Raw genomic sequence first — 14,882 nt, forward strand, 5'->3', positions numbered from 1 at the left:
GTTGTTATTATCAATAATTGTAAAATTTTAAAAATCAGGTTTATCTCGCTTAAACCATGAATGACTCCTTTACAATGAAAACCAGCTATCTGAAGAATAATCCGGTCGCACTTAACACAATAGACCAGACTACTACAGAAACACATAGCATAACCAAAGATCCGGCCCTGCCTGACGAATAACGGTAAGTTAAAATAGTCCCCAAAGGTATCGAAAGAAGCACAGGAGTAAGAATAATAATTCCGGCCAGACCATAACGGCGGAAAAACCAAACAATCAACCGGTTGCGGCGGCTGAAACGCCTGCGGGTCAGAGAAGCAGGCGAAGGAGTAGCCTTAAACCCGGAAATATTCCTGAAAACGCTGAAATACATGCGAAAACCAATTCTATCGCTAAAAATCACGTACCTGCTCAAATAATGGAAAAACACAATTCCTGAAATACCTCCCAGACTAGTTATCAGAATGGTATGTATAAATGAATTCCCGAAAATATATGATGCAGGAACGGCAAAGATAAACTTGACAGAACTGATCAGGGCAACCCAAAAGTTGGCGGACAGGTTGCCGCCTTCCATAAGCAATATATCATTCATTTGAGCAAACAAATAGTTCATTTATCAGGTTCATTATCAGTTATATCCGAGGTATTATCCACGTGCGATCATTAACGTTTTTAAACCGCTATTGTTCAACAAAGAAATACCTGAAACAGTAGTCATAACACCTGAAACGGCAAATATCGCTGATGCCGGAGAAGCCACAGATTTTGCAACTGCTGGGAAGCAAATTTTAGCCTGGTACTGATACCGGAATATTATTCCTAAACTAAAATATGTACCGATTATTGTGACAATACCTTCACAATCAAAGAGTTTTCATGCATAAGCACCTGCTTTTTTCCCTTCCTTTGAAAAGAATTAATAAACTTCATTTTTCGTGTTTCATCTGCCCTTCTGCGCGATAGCGATCATCATGACAACCCATAATAACTTATCTTTGTCCGGTTGAATAAGATAAATGCATGAAACCTCGCCGGATCTGTTTTAGTTTTTTCATTTCACTGCTGATACCAACCCTTTCAAATGCCCAGCAAAGCTATCCTAAAGACGACTTTATAGCACCCGTTGAGTTTCCGATGCTGTTATCTGGGACTTTTGCAGAACTCAGAAGCAACCATTTTCATTCAGGAATAGATATCAGAACGCAGGGTGTTGAAGGAAAGAAAATTCTCGCCTGTGCTGATGGTTATGTTTCGCGCATCAGGATTTCTCCATTCGGATTTGGTAAAACTGTTTACATAACGCATCCTAATGGCTATTCTACAGTATATGCCCACCTTTCAGGCTTCAACCCTGAAATAGCCGCGTGGTCCAGGGCTGAACAATACAGGATGGAACAGTTTGATGTTGATCTTTTTCCTGAAGCCGGACTTATTCAAGTAAAGCAGGGAGATGTAATAGGTTATTCAGGTAATTCAGGCTCTTCGCAGGGTCCACATCTTCATTTCGAAATCAGGGACTCCGGAACAGAACGTCCTGTCAACCCGCTGCTCTTCGGGATTGCTGTAAAGGATTTTACAAGACCCACCATCAATGGAATAAGGCTTTACCCTGAAGGAGCAAACGCGCTGATCAACGGAAAAGCAACTCCCTTCAATCCCGGCATTGCAGGCTGGGGACTTTCTTACCGGTTTTCAAAATCTGACACCATCGAGGTATCCGGAGGTGTTTCATTCGGCATCAACGCGCACGATCTGCTCAGCGGCAGCAATAACAAAAACGGCATTAACCGTATCACTGTATTTAATGGTAATGAAATATTTTTTGAATGGAATGCTGAATCCTTTAGTTTTAGTGAAACCAGATATATCAACAGTTTTATTGATTATGCAACCTATTCATCTTCACGCGAAAGGTTCATGCGAACAAAAGTTGAACCCAACAATAAACTAAGCCTGTATAGAAAAGTGACAGGAAACGGGATACTAAATATCAGGGCTGACATCGTTTATCCGATCAGAATTGAAATCGCCGATGGCTCGGGAAATACTTCAGCGATAAAATTCGTGATAAGAGGGAAAGTTGCACAGAACGGAGTTATAAAACCAAGAATCGACGGGCAGGTATTCAGCTATAAGCGGTTAAACCGTTTTGTAACGCCACATCTGAAAATTTCCATGCCGGGCAGCTGTCTTTACGACAGCATTGTTTTCGAATACAACTCCACCGCTTCCGACGGAAATTCCTGCGCCCCGGTGCACATGATTCACAATGCTGAAACACCGGTTCATGATTATTATGATCTCTCGATCAGGGTGGACACGGCATATCATAAACTGGCGGACAAGCTTGTAATGGTAATCCTGAACAACAAAGACAAACCATCCTCAGCAGGAGGCAAATATCAAAACGGCTTTCTAAATGCGAGGGTCCGCGAATTCGGGAGGTTTTCGGTAATGGCAGATACTATAGCCCCTGTTATTAAACCGCTGAATATCGCTAACAATAAAAAGATCAGCGCACAGCAAAGTATTCGCGTGAGTATCAGCGATAACCTTTCGGGTATTAAGTCTTACCGGGGAACGCTGAACGGCAAGTGGATACTGATGGACTATGATCCAAAAAACAATTTGCTGAAATACAATTTTGATGAATTAATAAATCCGGGAGTTAATGAATTTTTACTGGAAGTTACTGATGATGCAGGCAACAAGAGCAGTTACAATGCTTTGCTCATAAATTGAGACCGTTTCAATTCCGGCAGAACGGCCTCAGGGTACGGATCTGATATAACAGCAGAAAGAACTTCAAATCCTTATGAGGAAATCAGGGCTGATGGTTACCAGGATACCATGACCAATCTCTCCAAGCCTGACCAAAACCTTCCGGCTGCCTCTGTATTCAACCAGCTCGCCACGCAACCCTATCAAGGGCCCTGCCTGCACTTCTATCGCCTGGCCGGCTTCAATCTTGCCGGAAACGACTTCGAGTTCCATCCCCTGCCCTAACAGCAACCGGATTGCATTAATCTGGGATTCGGGTATCGGTACCGCTCTGTTCTCAAAAGTAATAAAGTGAAGCAGGCCTTCAATCTTCATTACCTTCATAAAATTTTCCGAATTGACTTTAACGAAAATATAACTCTTCAGCAGGGGCTCATCAACCCACTTCATCCTGTCGCTCCACTTTTTCCTGGTTCTTTGCAGCGGGAGGTAAGACTCAATCTCTGCTTCCCTCAGGCGCTGCAGGGCTGCTTTCTCAGCCCTTGGCTTTGTATAACAGGCATACCATTGAGCAATGGTTGATTCTACAATTCTTGCAGGTCGGGCTACGCTTTTCATTATAGGATTGTTTGCAATTGCAAAGATATTGGATTCAGGTGATGATAAATATGCATTCAAACGACTGAACAGAATTTTGATCGATTGCCAGAACTTTCGCTCAAGGTTTCAAGAGCATAAGAGTTCATTCCTACAACTTTACGATCGTATCATGGAATCGACCGGTGAATCGCTCGAAATTACCCCGTGTATGATCTCAAAGCCTGTATAATGAAAGGGAGGCATTTCCCTTACTTCAAAGGACTCTATTGAGCAGCCATCTGGTCCGCTGCGACACCAGTCAACGAAAAAATTCAATTGTTCAGGATCTCCTTCGGCTTCAATCAGCAATCCGCGGTCAATATACATCGCCTTACCCCTGATACCGGATAGTTTTGCCTGCTGAAAGGCCTGATGACGAAATCCGACCCGCTGAACATTTCCGGAAATATAAATCTGAAAACGCTTTTCCATTACTATTTGATTTAATATTTTTTCATTTTACATTAAAGCCTTGAGGATGGAACAAGTTCAGTTGTTAAAGACTCAGGCTGCTGATAGTAGTAAAACGCACATGCAAATAGTGAGACTTATCACCAAAAAGGAATATGATCTGAATTAAATATCACTAACAACATTGAATAAATATTGTTCAGTTTGCCAGAATGGCCGTCATTGTATATTGAAACCAGGCATACAATTGAAGCCAGGCATACATAGGCGGGCCCGGTTTCAGGGTGCTGCATATTCCAGCAACTCGCTGTAAACCCTTGTCCAGCCGATCCATCGCTTTTCTTCCGACATGGACTCGTTATGCCACAAGCTTATAAAACAGCCGTTTACCGATTTCACTTCATCCACCAGGGGTCTGATAAATTCCATGGCCTGCTCAGGGCCAACATTCATGTAATCCCTCAGGGTACCCTCCATCAATGCAAATGGATGCAAAGTGAGGGAAGTTTCTGTTTCTGCTTCAAGGTTATACCATTTAAAAGGTGAGCAAATACCAGCCCTGAAACCCGGTTTTCCGGCAAAGCCAAGGGAGTAATCATCGGTGATGTCAAGGTTGATCAGATTGAGGTATGTCTCAGGGAATGATATCTTGAGAAAATGTTGTCGGCTTGCGGTTATTTCCCTTCTGAGAACAGCCGAAAGACCATCGATCTCGCTTTTTAATAATGAGAGTGACCCGTTGGATGCATAAGAAGGGTGTATTCCAACGGCAGCATGATCTGCAAGTGATTTGAGCAGCCTCCTGAATGAAAGATTACCGGTTGGCGTATTCTTGTCATTCTGACTGTAGGCTGCAAACAAAACGAAATATAACGGCCTGATACTATACTTCTGATGAATCTCATATAAAAAATCAAAAGTGTCAAACGGATCTTTTTCCATCCCTAGTAAAACCCGGGTTCTCTTTTTTGCCTCCGATATATTCCCCGAAGAAATGTCCTTCAGGTAACCACCTAAAGTCCTTATCAAACCCTTATGTTTATATGCCCAGGCGGCATCAATATCAATGGTAGGTAAAAACCGGTAGCCAGGGTAGTTGAAAGTAAGGTCCGGAAACTTCAATCTCAGTATTTCTCCAAGTTTCAATGACCAGCGGTTTACCGGGGCAACCTGCAGAAATCCATGCTGAACCGCAATGCCTGCATCGGGAGAAAACCGGCCGTGTTCATCTTTCAGATAAGGCAGATACTCTTCATACCGGCTCACAAGATAGAACGCTGCCGAAAAAGGATCAAAAGGCATATCGGCTGATTTTGCATACACCGGAAAAAAAGCCTTCGACCCTTCATAATCAATAAAGCGGAGCTGATGGCTGTTGATGGATTTTTCGGTCAGTAAACCTGCAGGAGCAATGTGAACTTCATTTTTACCAGCAGGGGCAATAGTATGATAGAATAATTTTGCCCCCTCAAAAGCATGGTACTGCTCCAGATCAGTTGTGATTCTGAATGTAAGGCCCAGCAATTCCCTGAACATGAGCCCCATGATGTAATTCAGGCGGGGGCTTAACACTGGCGTATATATCAACAGGCTGTCACGCATCGGATCGGGAATGCTGATTACTCATAACGAAGTGAATCTACCGGATTAAGTTTTGCAGCCTTGGTGGCCGGGATATACCCTGACACAACAGCAACAGCGAAGCATAGAACAACGCCAAGGATAATCCATGCCCAGGGAATGATAAAACCTGAGCCGATCAGCGCCGATAATACATTCCCGATGCTGATTCCGAAGACAATCCCGACAATTCCACCAATCTGACCGATTACAATGGCTTCAGCAAGAAACTGGTTTCTGATGGTGCGGCTGGTGGCTCCCATGGCCTTACGAATGCCGATTTCACGGGTCCGCTCCGTTACAGATACAAGCATAATATTCATCAGTCCGATGGCAGCCCCGATCAGGGTAATAGCCCCGATGATTGTTGCGGCAAGCCGGAGATACTTAAGGTTTTCAAAAAGCATTTCGGCCAGATTGTCGCTCTTTTCAATTTCAAAACTATTCTCCTGTCCTGCCCTTACTTCGCGTATTACACGAAACAATCCTGTTGCTTCCCCGATCGCGGCATCGAGCTGCGTCGGATTCTGAACCATTACATTAATGGTAAAAGTCATTCCTGACCGGGAAAACTCCTGCCTTACATTCGAAATCGGTATTAAACAAAGGTTGTCAGGGTTAAAGCCCAGACTTGAGCCTTTGGACTTCATCACTCCGACCACCCTGTATTTTCCAGGCCCTATATTAACAACCTTGTCAAGCGGGTTTTCGCCTGATTTAAACAGTTTGCTGACAACGCCTGCACCCAGCACCACCACATGTGAGCCATAATTTACTTCATTTGCCGAAAGATTCCGGCCTTTTTCCAGTTCATTGCCTGAGGTTGCCAGGTAATTTTCATCCGAGCCCACCACCGGAACATTTGGATTGGTCTTTAAAGACCCGTACTTCAGTGTTGCGGTATTGGTTGCATAAGTAAAAACGGATGTTACCGCCGGGAAATCATACACCTCCTTGAATTCCATGGCTTCCTGCCAGGTGATCGTCCTGTAATTCCGCGGGAGGGTGGACCTGTTGCCCATCTGCACCCTCATGCTGCGATTCCTGATCGAAAACGTGTTGGCCCCCATCATCATAAAATTCTCGTTAAGAAAGTATTTGATGGAATCTATTGAAGTAAGAATACCAACCAGGGCCATGATACCGAACGCTATGATCAGCACAGTGAGTATGCTTCGAAGAAGGTGGCTGCGGATGGAATCCAGGGATATCCTGATGTTTTCTTTCAGCAGATTGGTCATGCCCGATATTTTTTTTACAAACTTACGTTGAAAAAGTCAATTAATCCCTTTGATGACATTATATCTTATCAGAATCAGACAGGATCCATACAGATATCACTGGCAAAACAATTCCTCTGCCAGCAACAATAAGTAATCTATTTTATCAGTATACGCAGCAGCGGGAGCAAAAACAAGAAAAACACTTCCGGGAACAAAGTATGGGTCATACCGGAGAAACACAGGAACCAACACCTGAAGTGCTGTTAAAAATAACGAATCTGAAAAAGATTATATCTTACTACCGAAAGCCAGATCTCCGGCATCGCCAAGGCCTGGCACGATATAAGCCTGGGCAGTAAGTTCATCATCAATGGCGCCAAGCCATAATGTGACGTCTTCAACCGGCAGGTATCTCTTGATATAATCCAGACCCTGCGTACTGGCAATCAGCGTAACGATGTGGGTGTGAGAGGGTTTTCCCTTGGCCAGCAGGGCCTTGTAGCTGAGTACCAGCGAAGCACCGGTAGCAAGCATCGGATCGGCGAGAATCAGCACCCTGTTGGTGAGATCGGGACATGAAACATACTCAACCTGTATCTCAAAACGGCCATCTTTGCTGTGTTTTCGATAAGCCGACACAAAGGCATTCTCTGAACGGTCAAAAACATTCAGCAATCCTTTATGCAGGGGCAATCCCGCCCGAAGTATGGTTGCCAGCACCGGTGAATGCTTTAATACAGGAACCTCTGCAACTCCCAGTGAAGTAACTACCTCACGGTTTTCATATTCTAACTGCCGGCTGATCTCATAAGCAAAAACCATTCCCATCCGTTCCATGTTGAACCGAAAACGGAGGCTATCCTGTTGTATCACGGCATCCCTGATTTCAGATACATATTGATTGAAAATGGAATTCTGAGCACCCAGATTTCGAACCATGACGAAGGATTTGTTGTTTTTATAAAAGAAACAGACTTTGCGCACAAATATAGGAATTAATATTGCATTGCAGCAGTATAAATATCAGAAACTTAATGTTCGCAAAGTTTGAAAGCCGGGCTATACCAATGGTTTATCCGAATCCGGAAAGACTTCGTCCGGTGCTGCTACCGGCTAATTCAGAATAATGCGATGCCAGATTGAAAATCATTCAGGTTGTAATACGAAATGAGCCCCCCATATCCGGAGGGCTCATTTCGTAAGCAGGTTAAACAATTTATCAGGCAATCCGCGATTTGCCCTGATTCACAATTTGCTTATTATCCAGATGCCTGTGCCTTTTCTGAATGGAAACAAGGACAAAAGCAATAATGGTCAGAATGGTGCCTGAAAAAATCAATAAACCAAACAATTTCATAGTTCCAAGGGATTGGAATCTCCAGGCCAACAGGACAAAGACAATATTAAACATCATCAGGATATAAGTTGATTGCAGGTGATTAAAGCCCAACTTCAGCAATATGTGATGCATATGGGCTCTGTCCGGTGCAAAAGGGGTGCATTTTGTATAAATTCTTACAACAAACAGACGCAGGGTATCGAAAAGAGGCACCATCAGTATTGCAAATGAAAAGGCCGGAGCTGCTTCCATATTTCTAATGGGGCTGCCGGGGACATTCATCTCATTAAATCTGACGGTAAATACAGCCAGGATAAAGCCCAGTAACATAGAACCAGTATCCCCCATAAATATCTTGTACCTTGAATCAAGGAGGTTGTACCTCAGAAAGGCAAACAGAACACCTATCAGGCTCACTGCCATAACCACCATACCAGTTTGCCCGGCCCGGAAAAACCATTCGCCAAAAAAAACTGAGGAAACTATGGCCAGGCCGGCTGCCAGTCCATCGATTCCGTCGACCAGGTTGAAAGAGTTAATAATAACTATAAAAACAAAGAGCGTGACCAGAACACTCCATATGTAGGATATCTGATAAATCCCGAAAAGGCCATGCAGACTACTGAACCTTAAATCGCCCAGTAAAATAACAATTAAACCCGCTATTACCTGTCCATAGATTTTTTTTAGTGGTGAAAGTTCCAGTACATCATCTTTCAGCCCAAGAAAAAAGATAACCATTGCACCTGCGACGGTGACCGGGGAGAGCAGGCTATCTGATGAAAGGTTAAACGCCAGTACTGCAATAGCGAATCCGGCAAAAATTGCGATTCCGCCCAGCGTAGGCACCTTGCCTTTATGGGAAGTACGATGATTTGGCTCATCTACAAGGTTTTTCTTTCTGGCCACATCAATAATTACCGGGATAAAACGGTAGGCAACGAAAAAAGATATCGCAAGCGCGGCAATTATTCTGAATCCGGGCAACAATAGCCATTCAGGAGTATGAGGCATATGAGTAACTTAATAGTTCAAAATTTGAAAACAAGGTCTGAAACAGGTCCCTGACAATTTTCCGGGACCCTGAACGCCAATGTTTTTTATAAATATTAATTAACATTTTCGATAAAAGTAATTCAGTGCAATTTAACATTTTAGCCCCTGTGGTGTAACGAAAATGTTACAAGAATTACAGGCAATTACCTAAAATTCCGATGTTATCAGAAAATGCCGCAATCAACCGGAAAATAATTAAATCCTGTAGACGTATGCCTTACTCCAGTCGTTCTGCTCAATCGCTTTACCAATATCAACAAAGTCAAATTCGCTGATCAGCCGGGCTAATTTGCCAAGGCTTCCATGCAAACCGTAATAAGATTTGAACATTCGTAATGGAGTCAGCCCGGGCAACATTTTTTGTCCGGGATCAAAATCCCTGGGATGAAAATAAGACATAACATAAGAACCATTGTTGGTCAGCTTTCTGATTATTTCATACGGTAAAAGCCTGAAATAACCTCCGCCCGAGAAGACAACCCGGTGATTGAAGAATTTCGCCGTATTCAGGGGAAACTCGTAGAGCTGCATTCCTCCAGCTTTGATAATGCATGGCTGATCAACCGGGAATGAAGGAAAACCACCGTGGGCCCGCGAAGTCGGAAAAATGGAAGCATCTGCAACAATCCCCTGTCGCATAAGTTCCTCAAGCGCCCATACAGTTTCAGGAACAATTGAAAAACCAGGTGCGCGGTACATCCGCACAGGTGTGCCGGATAAACCGGAGACTTCACCGCAGGATCTTTTAAGATCTTCACGAAACTCCATCCGCGACTGCTTTGAAATAAGGGCATGGTCCCATGAATGAACTCCAAGCTCATGGCCGGCTTCAGCTATTCTTCTGATCACTGACGGTGAATGCCGGGCAATCCAACCCATTACAAAAAAAGTTGCTTTAATGCCTGATTCGCTGAGGAGCATCAATATCCTTTCGGTATTGGCTTCCAGCCGTGGCTCAAAACCAACCCATTGATCAGGCCTGCTGGTTGAATCCAGTTCGAGGAGATGATACCACTCCTCGATGTCAAAAGTCAAAATCCGCAAAAATCAGACAATCAACCTATTGATATTCGAATATCGATTATTCAATGATGCCGGCATTGATCAGCTTTCCGCTTCTTCGGAACTTCTCAACCCACAAGACCCAGAGGAAAAAGATGATTACATAGAAGAAAGGGCGCAATATCCACTCATGGACAAAGTCCCAGTGCTGTGGGATCCAAAGCGCCACCAGAGACAGGCAGACAATCCGGAAAACATTGGCCAGAAACATGGTAAAAAAACCAAACGGGATATACCAAAGTTTATGGATCCATGGCCCAGGAAATAAAATAAACAAAACGGCCACCTGATAAAACTGTTTTAAACCGGAACACCCCTCATCAATGGCAACAAAAGCACCATTTGAAAACCACATGGTATTCGGCGCTGAAGTCAATACCTCCAGCCCAAGGATATTTCTGTTAAACCACAATGAAATTATATAGACCTTTCCGGCCAGCCAATCGGCGGATCCGATGATGAAATTAAAGGATTCGAGCCAACCGTAGAATGACCACCAAAGTTCATGAAAAACAAAGGTGATAACAGCAAATATTGACACATCGACCAGCGCGTGCAATTTATGCTTTTGAACAAGCCGGTCAGCAGCCAGGTAGATTTTACCAAACATAAACAAAGATTAAGAAAGGTGCCATGTAAAAAATACGGGCGGAGATCATGAACATCATTAAAGCTCCTGGAACCCGATCAGTAAAATTTCCCGGCAACCATCGGCCCCAGCCACCTGATGATAAAACAAGGAGAAATTTTCCAGAGAAAGCTCAGGATTTTCCGGTTGGGCATTGGAATCTTTAAAGGTCCTATTGTATATTGATCGTTGCGAAGCGGGTAGGAAAAACTCCAGTAAAGGGTGGTGTTTTTCACGCCCCATTGCTGTTTATACAGGTGCGGCCCTGAATCTTTCGTACTTCTTCCAAAACTAAAGACCTTGCATCCCCGTTCAATGGAAAGGCGGATACACTCCCACCAAAGAAAATATGAAGTATAAAATGGATTGTAATCTTCAAGGGTTGAAAACCAACATGTTTCGGCAAATTCGCCCTTTTTCAGCAAGATAGCACCACCAATGGCTTTTCCATGATAAAGGGCAATCAGCACACTGGCATCTCTTCCAAAGGCCGTAACCACCCGCGCATAAAAAGACTTCGACATGGCCGGGGCTCCAAGGCGGTGCATGTTGTGAGAAAATACTCCGTAAAACTTTCCTATCAGTTCGGATCCGCCCACCTCAAGTTTAATCTCCCGCGACACAGATTTGTTGATCTTTCGCCGGAGGTTTGAACTGAACCTTAACAGCTGCTTTTCGGCTGTAGTTTCCAGTGGCAACCAGGAAACTACCTTAACAGTATGAAAATGCCCGGATACCGGTTTAAGCATACGTACATGCCATTGGATAGCGGGATCACTGCATTGCAGCTTTCCTTCCTCCAGCGTAAATTCCGGATGCTTCTCAACAAGTTCAGGTTCCTGATCGGAAAAATGGGCGTATGAAAAATAGGGCATTGAAACCAGAATGTCATCCATATTTACCATCATCATGAACCTGTCACCTGTAACAGTTTTTACCCTGTACCAGCCGACCGGTCCCGCATGCTGATAAATCAACGGCCATTTAACGCTCATATTCAAAAGAGGTTTGCTACAAAATTAAGATTTTAATTAATCCTGAATATGCATCATTATCCGGTTTTATCATTCATCAGCATATTGAACGCCATGAACATAGTTACGCGGTAACTGCCAGCGATTATGTTTTTATTCCTCCTTTTTCCCGAAAACAGGTATGGGCGGCAGATCGCGGAACCATCTGAACACCCGGTTATTTTCGGGGAAAATGATCACCGCGGCAGTTAACAGGATAATCAACAGATCTGTCCTGAATCCCTGATGTTCACGGTACCATTTTTCCAGAGCGCCTTTATAAGGGGCAATATAAAGGCGGTCATACTCGTGGGGATCTATTTCCGTGTTTTCATAGAACTGTTCTTCATCCCTGAAAACAATTGAAGCAATACCGGTCAGTCCGGGCTTGCATTGATAAAACTGATCCTGAATTTCCGGGGAAAACTTCTGAAAATCCACTTCCATCAGCGGCCTGGGGCCTACCACAGACATTTCCCCCAGGAATATATTAATCAACTGCGGTATTTCATTGACCTTTGAGCCCCGTAAATACTTCCCAAGCGGTGTTAAACGCCAATCGTTTTTCAGGGTAATGCTTCCGGTGCCAAGCGAAGGGCTGGCTTTGAGCATGGTGGCAAATTTCCATATCCTGAATTTTTTGTTTTTATAACCCCTCCGCTCCTGCAAATAGAAAATATAACCTTCACCCGTCAGCTTCAGTGTGATGGCCAGCGGAATGAAAAACGGGAGGAACAATAGCATTCCCAGACTGGAAAACAATATATCGCCGATCCGTTTAAAATATCTGTACATACTATAAGATTTACATTTTCTGGTCCAGGTTTTTCCCGGTTTCTATATGATGGAAACCCGGCAGGAAAGAGGTCATCACCTTGACTATTTCAGCTTTTGTTAATCCCGGGGTTTGTATCACCCTCTTAAGTTCCCCGACCATATTCCGTATCTCATCCATCGAACGGCGAGGGGCATTTTTGATGATTCCCAGAGAACTGAATGTTGCGAGATCAAGCTCCTCCCCTTCCGTATAGAACTCTTCAAAGGTTTTTTCACCGGAAGTATCCGATTCAAAAAAATAGACCGGATAGCTTCGTGAATTGGCCTGCATCATGGACGCTTCATAGCGGGCCTCTTCTTCACTTGCACATATACTGGTTTCAAGCCCCTGCTGCCTCAAAAATTCAATGGTAATGTCTTTAAAATTCATCATCTGCTCTTCGTCCAGCTTCGGAAAGAAGATTTCACCGGTCTTTCCCAGAATACAAGCCATCAGGCAAATCTGGCCAGACTCTTCAGGAGAAACAAAAAATCTCCGGATATCTGAAGGGCAGGAAAGCGGCTGATGTTTCATCATTCGCTCGAGATAACCCGCCAGCAGACTTCCGTTGGAAAACGCCACATTGGCAAACCTCGCCGTGGAAACCGGGAAATGGCCGGCGTATGCCATAATCACCTCTTCCATGATTTTCTTACTGGCTCCCATGATATTAACCGGATTGGCAGCCTTATCCGTGGAAACGCAGAAGAAATGCTCAGGGGGGGATTCAGCCAGCTTGCCTAAGAGCTGCTCGGCCTTAACAATATTGTTTTCAAGCAATGCAATCACCGAGAACTGGTCTTTCTCACTCCGGACATGTTTGTGCGCTGCAAAATTGGCTACAATATCGAATGGCCCCGCATCCTGCAGTATCTTATCAAAAACCGGATCGGAAAAGTTTATCGGATAGGTTTTATAATCATCCGGAACCCTCATACCCAAAGTACTTCTGAGATCGCGCGTAAGTTCGGTCAGGTAGTTCTCGCTCAGATCAACCACAAATAGCCTGGCCGGATTGAACTTCAGCAATGCCCGGATAAAAGAGGATCCGATGGTGCCACCACCCCCGATAACCAGCGCCGACTTCCCTTCTATCTGCAATCTGAGCTGGTTTTCATAACGCAACAGATCATCCTGAAAAAAACTCTTCTCCCGGAAGGTAATATGATTTGAAATAAAAGCTTCAATATTGATCATACAGGCTGAATTTAATGTTTTAGCGAGTGGCGGATGGCGTCAACAACGGCTCTCCGCTCTTCATCCGTAATGTTAGAACTGGAAGGCAGACAAAGTCCGTTCCGGAATAATCGTTCTGATGTACCATCCGTATATGCCGGCACATTGGCAAATACCGGCTGCAGGTGCATGGGCTTCCACAAAGGCCTGGTTTCTATGTCGAGCCGGGCCAGATCTGTGTAGATATCCTCACGGGTAACGCCTCCTGCCTGACCGGGATCAATCAGGATGGTCGTAAGCCAATGATTCGAAAAATAACGCTCATCCGGTTCATTCTGGAAGGAAATTCCGGGAATACCGGCCAGCATCTCACGGTAGAAGAAATAATTTTCCCTTCGTTTGGCGATCCTGTCGGACAGCACTTCCATTTGCCCCCTGCCTATTCCTGCACAAATATTGCTCATCCTGTAATTGTACCCGATATGAGAATGTTGGTAATGCGGAGCCGCATCACGCGCCTGTGTAGCAAGAAACAGCGCCTTTTTACAATATTCCGGGTTTGCTGAAACCATAGCACCACCACCCGAAGTAGTGATGATTTTATTTCCGTTAAATGAAAACACCCCGATTTCCCCAAAAGTTCCGGTGCTTTTGCCGTCGAAGGCAGATCCGAATGACTCTGCAGCGTCTTCTATCACCGGAATCTGATATGCATTGGCAACAGACATCAGTTTATCCAACTGTGCCGGCATACCGTAAAGATGCACCAGAACAATGGCAGACGGCTTTTTGCCCTTTGACATGCGATCTTTTATCGCAGATTCAAGTAAATCCGGGCTCATATTCCAGGTCATGGATTCTGAGTCTATAAAAACAGGGGTAGCACCCTGATAGGCTATCGGGTTTGCCGAAGCTGAAAAGGTAAAGGATGAGCAAATCACCTCATCCCCCTGCTTAACCCCCAGAAGGATTAATGCCAGGTGAATGGCAGCAGTCCCTGATGAAAGGCAGGTGCAATGGCCCGCCCCGGTCATCCGGACAATATCCTCCTCCAACCCTGTAACATTGGGTCCAAGGGGAAAAACATGATTTCTCCTGAATGCCTCTTCGATGTATTTCATTTCTTTCCCACTCATATGGGGAGAGGAAAGCCAGATTTTTTCTTTCATTTCAG

Annotated in this window: 14 protein-coding genes; 1 reads left to right on the forward strand and 13 read right to left on the reverse strand. The window is 44.4% G+C overall.

Translation table 11 applies throughout. The features are described 5' to 3' along the window. Positions 1–85: 85 nt before the first annotated feature. Positions 86–616: a hypothetical protein gene (locus TBC1_RS15790; protein WP_137305796.1), complete on the reverse strand. Its 531-nt coding sequence runs from the start codon at positions 614–616 to the stop codon at positions 86–88. A 407-nt stretch (positions 617–1,023) separates the two neighbouring features. Here TBC1_RS15790 and TBC1_RS15795 point away from each other — a divergent pair, with 407 nt between their 5' ends. After that, entirely contained in the window at positions 1,024–2,745 is a 1,722-nt protein-coding gene (locus tag TBC1_RS15795) for a M23 family metallopeptidase (RefSeq protein ID WP_062044955.1), read from the forward strand. Positions 2,746–2,808: 63 nt separating this feature from the next. On the opposite strand, the gene TBC1_RS15800 is transcribed toward TBC1_RS15795, so the two are convergent. From TBC1_RS15800 to TBC1_RS15855, 12 genes are all read right to left on the reverse strand, one after another. After that, positions 2,809–3,342 carry a UpxY family transcription antiterminator gene (locus TBC1_RS15800; RefSeq protein ID WP_062044957.1) on the reverse strand — a complete coding sequence of 178 codons (534 nt, stop codon included), beginning with the start codon at positions 3,340–3,342 and terminating at the stop codon, positions 2,809–2,811. Positions 3,343–3,480: 138 nt separating this feature from the next. After that, positions 3,481–3,795, reverse strand: coding sequence for an acylphosphatase (locus TBC1_RS15805; protein ID WP_062044959.1), 315 nt, complete (start codon positions 3,793–3,795; stop codon positions 3,481–3,483). A 258-nt stretch (positions 3,796–4,053) separates the two neighbouring features. Continuing rightward, the gene (locus TBC1_RS15810) at positions 4,054–5,376 is read right to left on the reverse strand and encodes a polysaccharide deacetylase family protein (RefSeq protein ID WP_062044961.1); all 1,323 of its coding nucleotides are present in this window, start codon (positions 5,374–5,376) and stop codon (positions 4,054–4,056) included. A 17-nt stretch (positions 5,377–5,393) separates the two neighbouring features. After that, positions 5,394–6,635: an ABC transporter permease gene (locus TBC1_RS15815; RefSeq protein WP_062044963.1), complete on the reverse strand. Its 1,242-nt coding sequence runs from the start codon at positions 6,633–6,635 to the stop codon at positions 5,394–5,396. A gap of 270 nt (positions 6,636–6,905) precedes the next feature. Next, positions 6,906–7,556 carry a uracil phosphoribosyltransferase gene (upp, locus tag TBC1_RS15820; RefSeq protein WP_062044964.1) on the reverse strand — a complete coding sequence of 217 codons (651 nt, stop codon included), beginning with the start codon at positions 7,554–7,556 and terminating at the stop codon, positions 6,906–6,908. A gap of 280 nt (positions 7,557–7,836) precedes the next feature. Then, positions 7,837–8,970, reverse strand: a complete 1,134-nt coding sequence (locus tag TBC1_RS15825) for a glycosyltransferase family 4 protein (protein WP_062044966.1) — start codon at positions 8,968–8,970, stop codon at positions 7,837–7,839. 237 nt (positions 8,971–9,207) lie between these two features. Then, complete coding sequence (locus TBC1_RS15830; RefSeq protein ID WP_201781704.1) at positions 9,208–10,047, reverse strand: polysaccharide deacetylase family protein; 840 nt, start codon at positions 10,045–10,047, stop codon at positions 9,208–9,210. A gap of 46 nt (positions 10,048–10,093) precedes the next feature. Beyond that, positions 10,094–10,684, reverse strand: a complete 591-nt coding sequence (locus TBC1_RS15835) for a hypothetical protein (protein WP_062044971.1) — start codon at positions 10,682–10,684, stop codon at positions 10,094–10,096. A gap of 77 nt (positions 10,685–10,761) precedes the next feature. Beyond that, positions 10,762–11,697: a peptidoglycan bridge formation glycyltransferase FemA/FemB family protein gene (locus TBC1_RS15840; protein WP_062044972.1), complete on the reverse strand. Its 936-nt coding sequence runs from the start codon at positions 11,695–11,697 to the stop codon at positions 10,762–10,764. 132 nt (positions 11,698–11,829) lie between these two features. Beyond that, complete coding sequence (locus tag TBC1_RS15845; RefSeq protein ID WP_062044974.1) at positions 11,830–12,510, reverse strand: sugar transferase; 681 nt, start codon at positions 12,508–12,510, stop codon at positions 11,830–11,832. A gap of 10 nt (positions 12,511–12,520) precedes the next feature. Then, the gene (locus TBC1_RS15850) at positions 12,521–13,729 is read right to left on the reverse strand and encodes a polysaccharide biosynthesis protein (protein ID WP_062044976.1); all 1,209 of its coding nucleotides are present in this window, start codon (positions 13,727–13,729) and stop codon (positions 12,521–12,523) included. 11 nt (positions 13,730–13,740) lie between these two features. Further along, complete coding sequence (locus TBC1_RS15855; protein ID WP_062044978.1) at positions 13,741–14,877, reverse strand: DegT/DnrJ/EryC1/StrS family aminotransferase; 1,137 nt, start codon at positions 14,875–14,877, stop codon at positions 13,741–13,743. Positions 14,878–14,882 lie beyond the last annotated feature (5 nt).

Source organism: Lentimicrobium saccharophilum, from assembly GCF_001192835.1.
Classification (GTDB): Bacteria; Bacteroidota; Bacteroidia; order Bacteroidales; family Lentimicrobiaceae; genus Lentimicrobium; species Lentimicrobium saccharophilum.